The sequence below is a fragment of the Bradyrhizobium sp. UNPF46 genome, assembly GCF_006658625.1.
In the GTDB taxonomy this organism is placed as follows: Bacteria; Pseudomonadota; Alphaproteobacteria; order Rhizobiales; family Xanthobacteraceae; genus Bradyrhizobium; species Bradyrhizobium nitroreducens.
The window spans coordinates 49,977-64,848 of record NZ_LFJB01000023.1; the positions used below are offsets into that span (position 1 = coordinate 49,977).

Annotated in this window: 13 protein-coding genes; 8 read left to right on the plus strand and 5 right to left on the minus strand. The window is 65.5% G+C overall.

Going from position 1 to position 14,872, the window contains the following annotated elements:
- Window positions 1–56: 56 nt before the first annotated feature.
- Together UNPF46_RS10985 and UNPF46_RS10990 are read left to right on the plus strand one after the other, a co-directional pair.
- Window positions 57–794, plus strand: coding sequence for a hypothetical protein (locus UNPF46_RS10985; RefSeq protein WP_246668633.1), 738 nt, complete (start codon window positions 57–59; stop codon window positions 792–794).
- Window positions 795–991: 197 nt separating this feature from the next.
- On the plus strand, window positions 992–3,667 hold the full coding sequence (locus UNPF46_RS10990) for a bifunctional diguanylate cyclase/phosphodiesterase (RefSeq protein ID WP_142250027.1): 2,676 nt from the start codon (window positions 992–994) through the stop codon (window positions 3,665–3,667).
- A 10-nt stretch (window positions 3,668–3,677) separates the two neighbouring features.
- Here UNPF46_RS10990 and scpC read toward each other — a convergent pair whose 3' ends face one another.
- The 3 genes from scpC to UNPF46_RS37405 all read right to left on the minus strand — a co-directional run bounded on the left by scpC (window position 3,678) and on the right by UNPF46_RS37405 (window position 5,807).
- On the minus strand, window positions 3,678–5,228 hold the full coding sequence (scpC, locus tag UNPF46_RS10995) for a succinyl-CoA:acetate CoA-transferase ScpC (RefSeq protein WP_502705487.1): 1,551 nt from the start codon (window positions 5,226–5,228) through the stop codon (window positions 3,678–3,680).
- Window positions 5,229–5,405: 177 nt separating this feature from the next.
- Window positions 5,406–5,528 carry a hypothetical protein gene (locus tag UNPF46_RS38525; protein WP_283811661.1) on the minus strand — a complete coding sequence of 41 codons (123 nt, stop codon included), beginning with the start codon at window positions 5,526–5,528 and terminating at the stop codon, window positions 5,406–5,408.
- A gap of 102 nt (window positions 5,529–5,630) precedes the next feature.
- Window positions 5,631–5,807 (minus strand): hypothetical protein, encoded by a 177-nt coding sequence (locus UNPF46_RS37405; protein ID WP_161497306.1) that lies wholly within the window; start codon window positions 5,805–5,807, stop codon window positions 5,631–5,633.
- Window positions 5,808–6,030: 223 nt separating this feature from the next.
- Between UNPF46_RS37405 and UNPF46_RS11000 the strand changes: the two genes are divergently transcribed.
- Both UNPF46_RS11000 and UNPF46_RS37410 read left to right on the plus strand, forming a co-directional pair.
- Window positions 6,031–7,173, plus strand: coding sequence for a lactonase family protein (locus UNPF46_RS11000; protein WP_100180692.1), 1,143 nt, complete (start codon window positions 6,031–6,033; stop codon window positions 7,171–7,173).
- A 63-nt stretch (window positions 7,174–7,236) separates the two neighbouring features.
- On the plus strand, window positions 7,237–7,407 hold the full coding sequence (locus UNPF46_RS37410; RefSeq protein WP_174719250.1) for a hypothetical protein: 171 nt from the start codon (window positions 7,237–7,239) through the stop codon (window positions 7,405–7,407).
- 8 nt (window positions 7,408–7,415) lie between these two features.
- Here UNPF46_RS37410 and UNPF46_RS11005 read toward each other — a convergent pair whose 3' ends face one another.
- Complete coding sequence (locus UNPF46_RS11005; protein ID WP_142250028.1) at window positions 7,416–8,027, minus strand: PAS domain-containing protein; 612 nt, start codon at window positions 8,025–8,027, stop codon at window positions 7,416–7,418.
- A gap of 318 nt (window positions 8,028–8,345) precedes the next feature.
- Here UNPF46_RS11005 and UNPF46_RS11010 point away from each other — a divergent pair, with 318 nt between their 5' ends.
- Window positions 8,346–9,236 (plus strand): efflux RND transporter periplasmic adaptor subunit, encoded by an 891-nt coding sequence (locus tag UNPF46_RS11010; RefSeq protein ID WP_181769884.1) that lies wholly within the window; start codon window positions 8,346–8,348, stop codon window positions 9,234–9,236.
- Window positions 9,237–9,418: 182 nt separating this feature from the next.
- Here UNPF46_RS11010 and UNPF46_RS11015 read toward each other — a convergent pair whose 3' ends face one another.
- Window positions 9,419–10,267: a caspase family protein gene (locus tag UNPF46_RS11015; protein ID WP_142250030.1), complete on the minus strand. Its 849-nt coding sequence runs from the start codon at window positions 10,265–10,267 to the stop codon at window positions 9,419–9,421.
- Window positions 10,268–10,698: 431 nt separating this feature from the next.
- Here UNPF46_RS11015 and UNPF46_RS11020 point away from each other — a divergent pair, with 431 nt between their 5' ends.
- The 3 genes from UNPF46_RS11020 (at window position 10,699) to UNPF46_RS11035 (ending at window position 14,734) form a co-directional block, all read left to right on the plus strand.
- A complete protein-coding gene (locus UNPF46_RS11020) occupies window positions 10,699–12,426 on the plus strand; it encodes a hypothetical protein (protein ID WP_181769885.1) in 1,728 nt (575 codons plus the stop codon).
- 292 nt (window positions 12,427–12,718) lie between these two features.
- A complete protein-coding gene (locus UNPF46_RS11030) occupies window positions 12,719–13,444 on the plus strand; it encodes a thermonuclease family protein (protein ID WP_142250033.1) in 726 nt (241 codons plus the stop codon).
- A gap of 102 nt (window positions 13,445–13,546) precedes the next feature.
- Entirely contained in the window at window positions 13,547–14,734 is a 1,188-nt protein-coding gene (locus UNPF46_RS11035) for a pyridoxal-phosphate-dependent aminotransferase family protein (protein ID WP_142250034.1), read from the plus strand.
- The last annotated feature ends 138 nt before the right edge of the window (window positions 14,735–14,872 follow it).

The following is a 14,872-nucleotide window of genomic DNA, read 5'->3' on the forward strand; positions in this document are numbered from 1 at the left end:
CCCACGGGCGTCAAATCACGCGAGGCCGCACCGCCGCATTTTTTAAGGAATTTCCCATGACCCCATTTCGCCGTCCCGCCCCAAGTCTGACCCTTGGGAGTCTGACCCTTAAGCGTCTGACTCTTGGGCTGGCGCTTGCCCTGACGCTCGCCGCTTCCCCCGCGCTCGCCGCCTCCGGCCCGCCGCCGGGCTTCGTCCTCACCGACAATGCCGAGCTCGCATTCACCTCGCCTGATGGTGCCACCAAGCTCGAACAATACATGAAGGACAGCGAAGACCTTTTCGAAGTCAAATGGCAGGTCTGGGCGCGCCGTGGCGACCAGATGACGGAGCTGAAGCCGGAGCAGGGCTATGGCGCCGGCTTCCGCTTCACCAGCGATTCGCAATGGCTGGTGCGGATGCAGAAGACCGGTTCGGGCTCGCAGGACCTGTTTCTCTATCACTTCGAGAACGGCGCCTTCGTCAACGCGACGCAGAAGTCGCTCAGCGACCTCGCCTGGGCCTATTTCCACAGCCGGCCCGACACTGGGAACATGAAGCTCGACTACCACATCTCCGCCAATCTGATGAAGGGCACCGAGGATGCCTATCGCTGGCTCGGCGTCGACTGGCCGAACAACCGCTACCTCGTGATCTCGCTGTCGGGCGCGATGGACAAGCATCCGAAGAACGTCGCCGTGAAGGGGCTGGGCGACTGGAAATGCCGCTATGACCTCAAGACCGGCAAGTTCGACGTCCCCGCGATGTTCGCCAAGGGCAATGCGGAGGCGTTGAAATGGGAGATCAAGCGGTGAGGACGGCTTCGTAGTTGGTCTCAAGGGTGGGCAAAGCGTAGCGCGCCCACCACCTCTATCCATCGAGACAGAGGGTGGGCACGGCCGCTGGGACGGAACCAACCCTCTGATTTTGTTTCGGTTCATCTTTCCCTAACCTTCAATGGTAACGGGGTCTTGTCGGTTTTGCCGCATCTTGCATCCCACGGGAGGGCTGGATGGGCACATCGATCCGATGGACCGCGCGCATGCGCGCGTTGCTCCGTCGCTGGCGGGGAGCGCCACTGACATGGCTGATCGTCGGCGGCTTCGTGCTGATGGCCGCAACCGCCGTCGGCACCGCGCTCACCGTCGACCGCTTCCGGCAGAATGCGATCGAGAGCGGCCGCGACAGCCTTGAAAATTCGGTGCGCCTGCTGGCCCGGCATTTCGACCGCGAGTTCGAGGATTTCGCGGTGCTCCAGAAGAGCATCATCACCGAGCTCGAGAGCCATGACTTCGAAGGACATGGCATCGAATCCGCCGAAATCTTCCGCAGCGAGATGGGCACGCTGGCGATGCACGAGGTGCTGCGTGCGAAAGCCAGCGGCTGGTCCGACGTTGCCGGCGCCAATCTGTTCGATTCCAGGGGCATGCTGATCAACTCGTCGCGGCGTTGGCCGGTCGCCGACATCTCGGTCGCCGACCGCGGCTATTTCAACCGCCTCAAGGACGATCCTGTCGCGCAGGAAGAGGTGGAGGTCGTGCCGGGGCGGTTCGGCAGCGGACCGGCGATCGTATTCGCCCGCCGCGTGTCAGGTCCGCACGGCGAATTCCTCGGGCTGGTCTCACGCGCGATCACGCCCGAGCAGCTCGAATCCTTCTTTGCCTCGACCGGGCTCGGCGAGGATTCCTCGGTCGCGATGTATCATCAGAACGGCCAGTTGCTGGCGCGCATCCCGCATGTCGACGCGATGATCGGGCAGAATTTTCGCAAGGGCACGCCGGGGCAGATGGAGGTGTTTCAGCGCACCGTCGTCTCCACGCAGCTCGTGAGCCCGGTCGACGGCAAGGACCGCATCGTCGCCTCGCGCCTGCTGACGGGCGAACCGCTGGTCGTGATCGCGACCAAGTCGCTGGACGCGGCGCTCGCGACCTGGCGCACCCAGACGAAATTCTTCGTCACCGTCGCCGTGCTGTCGATCGGCCTTCTGGTGCTCACGCTGTTCCTGATCTTCCGCCAGGTGACGCGCCGGCTCTCGTTCGAGAAGCAGCGGCTCGACACCGCGATGAACACGATGACGCAAGGGCTCCTGATGTTCGATCAGGACGAGCGGCTGATCGTCTGCAGCCGGCGTTACATCGAGATGTATGGCCTGTCCGCCGAATTGGTGAAGCCCGGCGTCCATTTCCGCGACGTGATCCGGCATCGTCACGACACCGGCTCCTTCCACGGCGACGTCGAATCCTATTGCGACGACATCCTCAGCAATGTCGGGCGCTTCCAGAACACCATCGTGGAGACCGCCGACGGCCGCCTGATCGAGATCAAGAACCAGCCCGGCGCCGCCGGCGGCTGGCTCGCCACCCACGAGGACGTCACCGCGCGCATCCGCGCCGACGAGCGCATCGCGCATATGGCGCATTACGACGCGCTGACCGACCTGCCCAACCGCGTGCTGATGCGCGGGCATCTGGAGCGGCGCGTTGCCGATCTCGGCGAGGGCAAGCCGTTCGCCATCCTCTATATCGACGTCGACGAGTTCAAGGGCGTCAACGATTCGCTCGGACACGAGGTCGGCGACGAGCTGCTGCGCCAGGTGGCGAACCGCCTGCGCGCCTGCGTGTCCGGCAACGACCTCGTCGCGCGGCTCGGAGGCGACGAGTTCGCCATCGTCAAGGCCGGCACGCGCGATCCGGCCGAGCTGACGGCGCTGGCGGAGAACATTCTCAAGGCGTTGCGCATGCCGGTGGATTGCAAGGGCCAGGACATCCCGACCGATGTCAGCATCGGCATCGCGATCGCGCCCGACCATGGCGACAATCCCGACGACCTGCTCAAGCGCGCCGATCTGGCGATGTACGCGGCGAAGTCGGAAGGGCGCCGCACCTGCCGGGTCTTCGCGCCCGAATACGACGCCAAGGCGAAGGAGCGCCGCCAGCTCGAGCTCGATCTGCGGCAGGCGCTGGCTCGCGGCGAGTTCGAGGTGCACTACCAGCCGCTGGTCGATCTCAAGGCCAATGTCGTCACCGGCTGCGAGGCGCTGCTGCGCTGGCGTCACCCCGAGCGCGGCATGGTTTCGCCCGCCGACTTCATTCCGGTCGCGGAAGACACCGGCCTGATCGGCGAGATCGGCGAATGGGTGCTGAAGCAGGCCTGCAGCGAGGCCGCATCATGGCCCGGCCAGATTCACATCGCCGTCAACGTCTCGCCGGTGCAGTTCCGCTCGCGGACGCTGGCGCTCAAGGTCGCGGCTGCCCTCGCGGAATCGGGGCTGGCGCCGGGACGGCTGGAGCTCGAGATCACCGAGACCGTCTTGATCCGCGACGACGAGGAGGCGCTGACGATCCTGCAGCAGCTGCGCGAGCTCGGCGTACGCATCGCGCTCGACGATTTCGGCACCGGCTATTCGTCGCTGAGCTATCTGCACCGCTTCCCGTTCGACAAGATCAAGATCGACCGCAGCTTCATCAGCGATATCGGCGAGCCCGAGGATTCCTCGCCGATCGTGCAGGCCGTGGTGCACATGGCCGCGGCCCGCCACATGGCGACGACCGCCGAAGGCGTCGAGACTGAGGCCCAGCGCGGGGTGCTGCGCCAGCTCGGCTGCAGCCAGATGCAGGGCTGGCTGTTCAGCCCGGCGGTGCCGGCGGCGAAACTGAAGCAATTGCTGGCGGCGCAGGCGGCGGCCTGAGGCGCGTCCTTCAGCCCGTGGCCTTGATCATGCGGAAGGCCTCGTCGAGCAGATGCGGCGTGTGCTTTCCGGGCGAGAGCCTGCAGGCGCGATCGAAATAATCCTGAAGCGCCGGTCTGAACGAGGGATGCGCCGCATTGCCGATGATGCTTGCGGCGCGCTGCTTGGGCGAGAGGCCGCGCAGATCGGCGAGGCCCTGCTCCGTCACGATGATCTGCACGTCATGCTCGGTGTGATCGACATGCGTGACCATCGGCACGATGGCCGAGATCGATCCGCCCTTCGCGGTCGATGGTGTCATGAAGATCGAGAGATAGGCGTTGCGGGAAAAATCGCCGGAGCCGCCGATGCCGTTCATGATGGCGGTGCCGCGAATGTGGGTCGAGTTGACGTTGCCGTAGATGTCGGCCTCGATCAGGCCGTTCATGGCGATGACGCCGAGCCGCCGGATGACCTCCGGATGGTTCGAGATCTCCTGCGTGCGCAGCACGATCTTGTGCTTCAGCCTGTCGATCTCGCTGTTGAACTGCCTGGTCGCGGCTGCGCTGAGCGACAGCGCGGTGGCGGACGCGAGCATCATGCGGTCCGAGCGCAGCAGGTTCAGCATGCCGTCCTGCAGCACCTCGGTGTAGGCGGTCAGCCGGCCGAAGGGGCCGTCCTCGAGGCCCGCCATCACGGCATTGGCGACGTTGCCGACCCCGGACTGGATCGGCAGCAGTTCCGGCGGCAGCCGGCCGCGGCGAACCTCATGGCTGAAAAAATCGAGAACATGGCCGGCGATGGCCTTTGACGTCGCGTCGGGTTGGGTGAAGGTCGTGTCGCGATCGGGAGCATTGGTCTCGACCACGGCAATCACCTTGTTCGGATCGCAGCGAAACGCGGTGTCGCCGATCCTGTCGCCGGGCGAGACGATGGGGATGGGCTTGCGGTGCGGCGGCAGCCTCGTGCCGTAGTAGATGTCGTGCATGCCGTGCAGGGCCGTGCTCACGCCGGAATTGACCTCGAGGATGATGCGGTCGGCCTGATCCAGCCAGGTCTTGTTGTTGCCGACGGAGGCCGAGGGCACCAGAGTGCCGTCCGGCAGGATGGCGGTGACCTCGATCAGCGCGACGTCGAGATGTCCGAGAAAGCCGAACCAGGCGAACTGCGCGACATGGCTGAGATGAATGTCGATGTAGTCCATCGCGCCGGCATTGATGCGCTCACGCGTGACGGGATCGGATTGATAGGGCAGGCGCAACTCGATGCCGTTGACCTTGGCGAGCGCGCCATCCAGCTCGGGCGCGGTCGAAGCGCCGGTCCACACGCCGATCCGAAGCTGGTCGCCGCGTGCATGCGCCTGCTCGATCCGGCGCGCCAGGGCCATCGGAACGGCCTTCGGATGTCCCGACCCGGTGAAGCCGCTCATGCCGACATTCGCACCGTGTGGCACCAGCGTCGCGGCCTCGTCAGCTGACATGATTTTCGAACGGAACGCCGGCGACGAGATTCGCGAATGATCGATGGACACTTCAACCTCACAGATTGCGCGAATTCTCCATGAAACGGGCTGTCCCTGCATGATCTAGGTCAAGCGCGCGGCGGCGCATTGGACGCTGGCGGCGATGCAGCGATCCGGCACGGGCGGGGAGGACGAGGTCCGGAAACGGAGGCGAATCCAGACCGGACCTCGGACCGCGAACCTCACGGTGAGGCGAAGCCGCGATCGGGCAACCAACGTCTCAACGGAGACGATGGTTCACATCGGCCGTCTGGCAGCCTGCACTTCGACAAATTCGGAGTCGGGGTGGCTGACGATGGTGGCGACCCAGATGCCGCTGACGATCAGCGACCAGGCGGTGTCCCAATAGATCCAAAACACGAGCCAGCCTCCGTTTTCATCTCGCGCCCGCAGGACCGGGGTAACGGCACAGCGATCTGGCCGTTCCCGACGCGAGGCGCGGCACGACCGCGCGGCGAAGCGCTATTTTGGTTTGGTCGGCGGCGAGGCGTGATCGGTTTGGCCGGTGTGGCGCTTTGCCACGACGTCCTCGTCGCGCTCGCCCTGCTGCGGGCGCGGCGGCGACTTCGGCAGGCCGGCCTGGCCGCCATGCTTGCCACCCATGTCGGGCTTGCCTTCGAGATCGTTTTCGCGGGGCATGCGGGTTCAATGCGCTGGCGCGGCTTTGGTTCGCATGATGCCCGCCAAATTCGGGCCGGCCCGCATCGGCCCTCCCGCACCGCGGCGGTGCGGAAGCCTTCAGCGGCAACCGATGCAATTTCGGCATCGATCGATCCCAATTGGAATTTGGTGCGGCGGAGCACCGCCCGCTATCCTTGCCCGCAAAACGACAATGCCGCGACGCGGCCTTCAGGAGGAGCCCATGTCGAGACCGAGCCGACGCATCGCATCCAGCGCGCCACGCGCTGCGATCGCCACCACCCTGTTCGCTGTCCTCACTCTCATTTCTGGAGTCCGTGCCGGCATGGCCGAGACCTACGCCTATGTCGGCAACGCCGACAGCAACGACATCAGCGTGTTCAAGATGACCGAGAGCGGCGAGATGACGCCCGTGCAGACGGCCGCCTTCAAGGGCGTCGAGAAGCCCGGCTCCTCGACGCCGCTCGCGATCACGCCCGACCACCGCGTGCTGATTGCCGGTGTCCGCTCGCAGCCATACCTCGCGGTGAGCTTCGCGATCGATCCCAAGACCGGCCAGCTCAGCCCTATCGGCAACGGACCGCTGGCCGACAGCATGGCCAATATCGCCGTCGACCGCAGCGGCAGGTTCCTGTTCAGCGCCTCCTATGGCGGCAACAAGGTCGCGCTGAATCCGCTTGGCGCAAACGGCGTCGCCGGCGAGCCGAAGCAGGTGGTTCCGACCGGGCTGAATGCCCACGCCTTCCTGCCCTCGCCCGACAACCGCTTCGTGTTCGCGACCAATCTCGGCTCCGATCAGGTGCTGGCCTTCGCGTTCGATGCCGCGGCCGGCACGCTGACGCCGAGCGATCCGCCGGCCCACAAGGTGCCGGAGAAATCGGGACCGCGGCACTTCGTGTTCCACCCCAATGGCAAGTTCGTCTATCTCGTCCACGAGCTGAACGGCGACGTCGCGGCGTTCACCTACGAGGCCAGGAGCGGCGCCTGGGACGAGATCCAGCGCACCACCGCGCTGCCGGAAGGCTTCTCAGGAAAGGACCCTGATAAGAAACCCTGGGCCGCCGACATCCATATCACCCCGGACGGCCGCTTCCTCTACGCCTCCGAGCGGACCACCAACACGCTCACCGCCTACAAGGTGGACGGATCAAGCGGCAGGCTGACCACGATCGGCAGCGTGCCGACCGAGAAGCAGCCGCGCGGCTTCCACATCGACCCCTCCGGCCGCTACCTCGCCGCGGTCGGCGAGCTCTCCGACAGCATGACGGTCTACGCGATCGACCAGGGCAGCGGCGCGCTGTCCAAGCTGAAATCCTACCCCACCGGCAAGAAGCCGAACTGGGTGGAGTTTCTGAACCTGCCGTGAGGGGGCCGACCTACGTAAACATCCGTAATTCCCGAAAGCGCGCCGTGCCGTCATATGAGGGTCATGGACCGTCAGATCGTCTTCAAATGTCCCCAGACGGGAATGAACGTGCAGCATCGGCTTGGCGAGGAGCCGGCCGGGCACACGCACATTTCCGTATCCTGTCCCGCCTGCACGCGCCTGCATTTGATTGATCGGGCCACCGGCAAGCTGCTGGGCGAACGCCGCGGCTGACGGACAGATTACGGCCGCGCCGCAACCTGCGCAGTGACGTCCTCGACGTGGTGCAGCAGGTAAGCCAGATGGCCCGTCGTGTCGTGGATCGGCGAATTGATCGGCTGCCAATGGCGCTCGACGAAGGTACCGTCGGGATTCCGGATGTCGTAGCGCTGGATTGCCATGGCATGCGCCCGCCCGGTTTCGCCGACGATCCTCAGGCTGCTGTAGAGATTGCTGACGCCATCGGCGAGCGGATCGTCAGGATTGTCAGGGAATATCTCGAACAGCGACCGGCCGACGATTTCGGCCCGGTCGGTCAAGGTTGCGGTTGCGTAGGCATCGTTGATGTCGATGATCACCAGGCCCGGCCCCGGGTCCAGCAGCATATAGGGATGCGGTGAGGCATCGAACTCGGGCTGGAATTGCCGCCGGATCGTGTCGGCGTCGCCGTGCTGCCGCCTGCGCTGTTCGAGCGGCGTCGCGTCGGCCCCTGACGCCACCGAATTCAGCAGCGCCAGCTGCCGCTTCGCTGATGCCAGCAGGGGGCGCACGGTGTTCTGCACCGTCGGATCGGCCGTTTCATGCAGCAGCCGCTCGAAATGAACGATATTCTGCTCGCAGACGAACCGTTGCATCCCGCTTCAACCCGGAGCTGTGCGGTCGCGATACCGCGTCTTCCTGACCTTACTCCCATACAGGGGGATCTGGGTGATGAGAAGACCGTGAGAGTCCGCACTTTGGGAGTAGAGCTGGCTGCGGCACCCCACCAATGAGAAGCGAACCTGTCGCTCAATCCCGCGACTAATCAAAGACTTGTCATCAAGGACTTGTCGTCAAGGACTTGCCGCGACGGCCCGCGGCCGCGTGGCCTGCTTTTTTGGGGGCGACGCCGCCGTAGTCCGCGCCCCCGCCATCTGCTATCGATTGGAAGCATAGCCCCCGTGGAATTTCCGATGCGTCATTTGCCCCGTGCCGTCGTTCGTAGCCTGTATCCCGCGGCCGTAGCCGGCCTGCTGGTCCTTGGTCAGTCTCCGGCCAGAGCCGCCGATGACGAGGCGCCCAAGGGGCCGGCGGTCACGGTGCTGAAAGTCGCAAAGTCCTGCTTCTCCGACATCGTCGAGGCCACCGGCACGATCATCGCGCGCGAGGAGACCTCGGTACGGCCCGAACGTCCCGGCCTCAAGGTCACGGACGTGCTGGCGGAAGCCGGCGACACCACCACCGCCGGCCAGGTGCTGGCGCGACTGGCGCTCCCCGAGGGCGGTACGCTGCAGGTCACCGCGCCCGTGGCGGGCGTGATCGCGACGTCGACGGCGCAGATCGGCAATTTCGCCTCGGCCAAGGGCGAGGCGCTGTTCACGATCGTGGCGCGCAGCGAATACGATCTCGTCGGCCTCGTGGCCACCACCGATGTGCGCAAGCTCGCCGTCAACCAGCCCGCGACGGTGCGGATCGCAGGTAGCGGCGACGTCGAGGGCAAGGTCCGCCGCATCGGCCCGACCATCGAGCCCAACATCCAGCAAGGCATGGTCTATATCGGCATCTCCTCGCAAAAGCGGCTACTGCTGAAGGCGAGCGGGCGTGCGCTGATCAAGACCGGACAGAGCTGCAACGTCGCGGTGCCGCTGACGGCGGTGCAATATTCCTCGGCCGGCACCGTGGTCCAGGTGATCCGCCGCAACCGCGTCGAGACCAAGCGTGTCGAGGTCGGCTTGATGTCGGGCGGCAATATCGAGGTCCGCGAGGGCCTCAACGACGGCGATGTCGTCGTCGCCCGCGCCGGTGCGCTCTTGCGTGAAGGCGATCCGGTGCGTCCGGTGATGGCCGCGGAAGCGGCGAAGTAAAAAGTGGAGAAGCGGGATGCTTCACCCTCCCCTGGAGGGGGAGGGTCGCTTCGCATGCAGCGTAGCGAAATGCGAAGCGGGGTGGGGTGACAGTCCATCCATTGAAGCGGTGCCCGAGTGAAGAGATCACCCCGCTCGCGCTTCGCGCGATCAACCTCCCCTCCAGGGGAGGGTAAGAAGACCTAGCCGCCGGCTTCGCCGAAATGGACGTCTTCGAGCAGCGAGGAGGAGACGGTCGGGACCTGATCGCCTTCGCTGGCACGGGAGATGGCGACGCGGGTCTTGTTGAAGACGCTTTCGGCGCTGCCCTTTGCATTGAGGTTGTTCAGGAACTCGCTGACCAGCACGCTGTGCTCGCCCTTGCCGTCGTCGACGACCTTGCCGGGCGAGGCGGAGGAGAGGATCAGCGCATTTTCGGACGCGCTGATCGGCGCGAGGCCATGGCTGTAGGAGCGGAAGCGGCGCTCGTAGGGGTTGCGGCGCGAGGCGTCGACGACGACGAGCTTGGCCTTGGCGCCCTGCTCCTTCATCATGTCGAGCACGCCGTCGATCGAGACGCCCTGGCGGCGGACGTCGCTTTCCTTCCAGATCACGGCATCGACCGGCAGCATGTAGCTCTCGCGACCGGCCTGCACGCCGTAGCCGCCGAAGAACAGCATGACGACGGTGTCGCGCTTGATCCGGGACTTCAGGCGGGCCACGGCGCGGACCATGTCGTCCTTGGTCGCGTCTTCCACCATATCGACGTCAAAACCGTTCTTGCGCAGGGACGAGGACAGCGCGCGGGCGTCGTTGATCGACTGCGTCAGCGGCGCGCTGGCGTCGGGATAATGTCCATTGCCGATGACCAGCGCCAGGCGCGAGCTCTGGCCGATCGAACCGGTGATCTGGTCGGTCGAGACGGCCTTGGCGGCATCGATCGCCCGCATGTTGAGAGCAGCATGGGCGCCGATCACCAGCGAGACCGTGCCGATCATGGCCGCGGCCAACGCGATGGTGCGTCGGGAAAGGTCGAGCTGCTTTAGATTCATCTCGGTTCGTTTCCTGTGCCAAAGACCAGCCAAGCACGCGCACACTGTTTGAGTAGCGCGATAGCGTCTTTAGGTTTGAGGGATTGGCCGGGGATGTGCCCCCGAATTGCGCGCAATTTGCGGCGCCGCACCAAACAAACCTTTAACCGGATATAGGGCGCCCGGCAATAGATTGCCCAAAATTTGAGCTAAGATATTGAATATGTTTGCTAATTCTCCCGATCAGATTTCTGGATTTGGCCACGTGTCCGTAGCCTTGCGGGGCTGATTATGCAGCTCTCGTGCCGGCTTTTTCCGTGACCTCCATCACATTTGTATTTCCTGCGAATCCGGGTAGCCTTTTCAACGACTTGCAGGGGGTGGCGCGGGGCTGGGAGCGCGCTGGCCGGCCCCCGGCCAGAACCCGCCAAAGTCCCGCGACCAGGTATTTCATGAGCTTTCAATATTTTGCCGGCGCCGCCTGCCGGGCGCTGCTGGCGCCGAAGGACGGCCCTTCGCTTTACGATGTCTGCGATCCCGTATTGTCTGCCACCACCAGCGGCGATCCGCATCTGGCCAAGTTCTACAAGACCGCGCTCGGCAATCCCGCACTGCGGGTGCTGTTGCGGCGGGCTGGACTGCCCGAGCTGCGTGACGAGGCCCGGCTGACGGCGCTGCGCGCGGCGCTGGTTCGCGCCCGCGACGAGGCCGAGCCCGATTGGGGGACGGTCGGCCAGCCGGTCGCCGATCTCGTCGACGGCATCGCGCTCGACCATCCCAAGCCGCCGCCGGCGATATTCATCAGCTCGGCGCCGCCGCAGGCGCAGATCGACGGCGTGATCCGCGACTGCGCGCAGCATCTGCTCGGCTCGTACCGCCGAAACGGCTTTCTGCCGACCTATGCCGCCTTCAACCTGATCGGCGATCCGGATTTCCGCGGCCGCGAGCTGATCATGGCGCTCACGGGCCTCAACGCCCGGGGCTACAAGAACTCCTCGCTGCTGTTCAACCTCGCCCGCGTCTTCATCGCGCGCTCGAAGGCCGCCGCCGTCGTCAATCCGCCGTGGCGCGGGATTGCCGAGCCGATGTGGGAGCCGGTGCAGATCCGTCACCGCTCGGCCTATTACGACGCGTTCTTCATCGAAGCGCTGCTGAGCTATGGCGAGACCGGGCTCGCCTCACCGGCCGACAAGGTTGCAGCGGAGCGCGCCATCGCCGACATGGTGGATTTCTGCGTCAACATCAGCCGCGAGGAGGTCGAGGGCATCGACGGCGCGCGCTTCAACGTCGTCACTGCGCTGGCGCCCGCGCCGCATCCGCGCTTCTCGCGCTTCTTCGCGCAGATCAAGCAGGACCTCGGCTTCGGCATCTACGTGCCGGATTGCGACACCACGGCCTGCTCGATCTCCGCGGCGACGCAGGCCGGCTGCCTTGATGCGATCATCGACCAGCCGCTGCTGGATTTCTACGCCGGCTACCAGGTGCGCGCCGGCGTCAACGAGCCGCGCGTGACCGTCCCGCTCAACGACAACATCGACTACGAGGGCGGCGTCGCGACCTGGATCGACAACCTCAGGGGCGAGCGTCCCTACGGCAACGATCTCGATCCGACGCTCAATCTCGACATTCTCGAGGTCAGCTTCCGCAACCTTTCGCGCTGGAAAGTTCTGGAGACGCCGTCGCGGCTCGCCACGGTGCATCGCATCATCGGTTTCCAGAAGCGGCTGGCCGCGAGCGGCGCCTTCGCCAATCCGCGCTCGCACATCTATTACCTGCCGGAACTCTACAGCGCCTATTTCGGCCGCTGCTATGCCGCCTTCCTGGCGCTGCCGCTGGCGGCGCAGGCCGCGGTCGACCCTGGCGGCGATTTCGACTTCATCCGCCATCGCGTGCTGTCCTACGTCAAAGGCGAGCTGATGGCCGCGGAGATGAACGTATTCGACGCGGCGCTGGCGCTGATCGCGCTCGGCCATCTCGGGGCCGACCCGCGCGCCTTCGCGCCGGCGCTGAACGTGATCGTCGCCAGCCTCGGCGAGGGCGGCCGCCGCGGTCCGTTCCGCGCCTATGAGTGGAACAAGATGAAGACGCCGACGCGGATCCTGGTGGGCGGGCCGGAGGTGACCTCGGCCTTCGTGCTGATGGGATTGGCGATCGCGAAGCGGGCGATGGCGCGGGGGTGATGTGTCCTCTTACCCTCCCCTGGAGGGGGAGGGTCGATCGCGCGTAGCGCGAGCGGGGTGGGGTGACGGTCTCTCCACGACGAACTGTGCCCGTGTTGAGAGATCACCCCACCCCGTCACGCAATCTCGCTTCGCTCGATCGCATGCCGACCCTCCCCCTCCAGGGGAGGGTGAGAGAGAGCCGCAATGACGGGAAGTTGAAAGCCCATCTGTCGGACATAAGCTGGCCCGGCGGCCAAAAGCCGACCACAATTGCGCGGCTTATCGATCGTTTCATCACACGCGGACCGGCATGTTGCGAAAATTCCTGATTGCGCTGTCTCTCCTCGCTCTCCCCTCGCTCGCCCACGCGGCCGACATCACCGGCACGGCTAAGGTTCGCTCCGGCGATGCCGTCGTGATCGGCAATACACGGGTCCGGCTCGGTGGCATCGACGCGCCCGCGGTCGATCAGCTCTGCCTCAACAACAAGACCGAGCGCTGGACCTGCGGTATCGCGGCGCGCGACGAGCTCGCCAAATACGCCGACGGCAAGAACTGGGTCTGCCACGCCCGCTCGATCGACCGGCGCGGCCGCACCGTGGCGCGTTGCGAGGTCGGCGGCGAGGACATCCAGAAATGGCTGGTGCGCAGCGGCTGGGCGCTGGCCTACACCCGGGTGTCCCACGATTACGAAGCAGACGAAAAGGCCGCGCGTGAGGCGAAAGCCGGGATGTGGCAGGGCGCCTTCATCGCGCCCTGGGACTGGCGCGTCCGCAACAAGAAGACGCAGATCCTGGGCGCGACCAGGCCGCCTGACGGCGCGCATGCGGTGCTGCTCGCCTCGGCCTCGGGGCCGGTCGCGCCCTCCCCGGACTGCACCATCAAGGGCAACGTCAACAGCGCCGGCGAATGCATCTATCACCAGCCGACCAGCCGCTGGTACACCCAGATCAAGATGAAGATCAGCAAGGGCACCCGCTGGTTCTGCTCGGTGGAAGAGGCGGAGGCCGCCGGCTGCCGCGAGACCAAGCGATAACCAGACCTGCGTTTTGGACGCTTTTCCAAGGCCCCCGCCCCGCGTAAAACCATTGTCACAGCCACCCACCGATTTGTTCTCTGGCAATAAGGACCGACAGCAATGACCGTTCGCGCGGGCCGGGAGTTTCTGGCCATCCCCGGGCCCACCACGATGCCCGACGAGGTGCTGCGGGCGATGCATCGTCCGGCGATCGACATCTACTCCAAGGAGATGCTCGACCTCACCGAAAGCCTGCTCGGCGACATCTCGAAACTGTTCGCGACCAAGGGCAAGTCCTACATCTACATCGCCAACGGCCACGGCGCCTGGGAAGCGGCGCTCAGCAACGTGCTGTCGCGCGGCGACAAGGTGCTGGTGCTGGAGAGCGGGCGCTTCGCGATCGGCTGGGGCAATGCGGCGGCGCTGATGGGCGCCGAGGTCGAGGTGCTCAAGGGCGACTGGCGCCGCGCGGTGCGGCCGCACGAGGTCGAGGAGCGCCTGCGCCGCGACAAGGAGCACACCATCAAGGCCGTCGTCGTGGTCCAGGTCGACACCGCTTCGGGCGTGCAGAACGACATCGAGGCGATCGGCAAGGCGATCAAGGCGAGCGGCCATCCCGCGCTGTACATGGTCGACACAGTGGCCTCGCTCGGCTGCATGAAGTTCGAGATGGACAAATGGGGCATCGACGTCGCGATGTCCGGCTCGCAGAAGGGCCTGATGACGCCGCCCGGCCTCGGCTTCGTCGCCGCCAATGCGCGCGCACTCGAGGTGCACAAGAAGGCCAACATGTCGACGCCCTATTGGAGCTGGAGCGAGCGCGAGGGCACCGAGAATTACCGCAAATATGCCGGCACCGCGCCGGTGCATCTGTTGTTCGCGCTGCGCAAGGCGATCGACATGCTGCACGAGGAAGGCCTCGAGAACGCCTTCCGCCGCCACAGCCTGCTGGGCGAAGCCGCGCGCCGCGCGGTTTCCGTCTGGGCCGAGGGCCAGGTGCTCGGCTTCAACGTCGCCGAGGCCAACGAGCGCTCCAACACCGTGACCACGGTGACCATGAGCAACGGCCACGACCCCGCCGTGCTGCAGCGCTACTGCAAGGACAAATGCGGCGTCGTGCTCGGCACCGGCATCGGCGACCTCTCGGGCCAGGCTTTCCGCATCGCCCATATGGGCCACGTGAACGCCCCGATGCTGCTCGGCACGCTCGGGGTGATCGAGGTCGGCCTGAACGCGCTGAAGATCCCGCACGGCAAGGGCGGGCTGGAAGCGGCGGTGTCGTATCTCGGGGACGAGGTGGCGGCGTAGGAGTCACAAACTCCGCCATCGCTCTTCCTTCTCCCCTTGTGGGAGAAGGTGGCGCGAAGCACCGGATGAGGGGTTCTCTCCACAATCCATACTACAAGATGGACTCGCGGAGAGAACCCCTCACCCGTCTCGCCGCTT

Bases quoted from the DNA above. Each gene is read 5' to 3' on its own strand.
- UNPF46_RS10985 (WP_246668633.1), top strand. From the start codon at position 57: ATGACCCCATTTCGCCGTCCCGCCCCAAGTCTGACCCTTGGGAGTCTG.
- UNPF46_RS10990 (WP_142250027.1), top strand. From the start codon at position 992: ATGGGCACATCGATCCGATGGACCGCGCGCATGCGCGCGTTGCTCCGT.
- scpC (WP_502705487.1), bottom strand. From the start codon at position 5,228: ATGCAGGGACAGCCCGTTTCATGGAGAATTCGCGCAATCTGTGAGGTT.
- UNPF46_RS37405 (WP_161497306.1), bottom strand. From the start codon at position 5,807: ATGCCCCGCGAAAACGATCTCGAAGGCAAGCCCGACATGGGTGGCAAG.
- UNPF46_RS11000 (WP_100180692.1), top strand. From the start codon at position 6,031: ATGTCGAGACCGAGCCGACGCATCGCATCCAGCGCGCCACGCGCTGCG.
- UNPF46_RS37410 (WP_174719250.1), top strand. From the start codon at position 7,237: ATGGACCGTCAGATCGTCTTCAAATGTCCCCAGACGGGAATGAACGTG.
- UNPF46_RS11005 (WP_142250028.1), bottom strand. From the start codon at position 8,027: ATGCAACGGTTCGTCTGCGAGCAGAATATCGTTCATTTCGAGCGGCTG.
- UNPF46_RS11010 (WP_181769884.1), top strand. From the start codon at position 8,346: ATGCGTCATTTGCCCCGTGCCGTCGTTCGTAGCCTGTATCCCGCGGCC.
- UNPF46_RS11015 (WP_142250030.1), bottom strand. From the start codon at position 10,267: ATGAATCTAAAGCAGCTCGACCTTTCCCGACGCACCATCGCGTTGGCC.
- UNPF46_RS11020 (WP_181769885.1), top strand. From the start codon at position 10,699: ATGAGCTTTCAATATTTTGCCGGCGCCGCCTGCCGGGCGCTGCTGGCG.
- UNPF46_RS11030 (WP_142250033.1), top strand. From the start codon at position 12,719: ATGTTGCGAAAATTCCTGATTGCGCTGTCTCTCCTCGCTCTCCCCTCG.
- UNPF46_RS11035 (WP_142250034.1), top strand. From the start codon at position 13,547: ATGACCGTTCGCGCGGGCCGGGAGTTTCTGGCCATCCCCGGGCCCACC.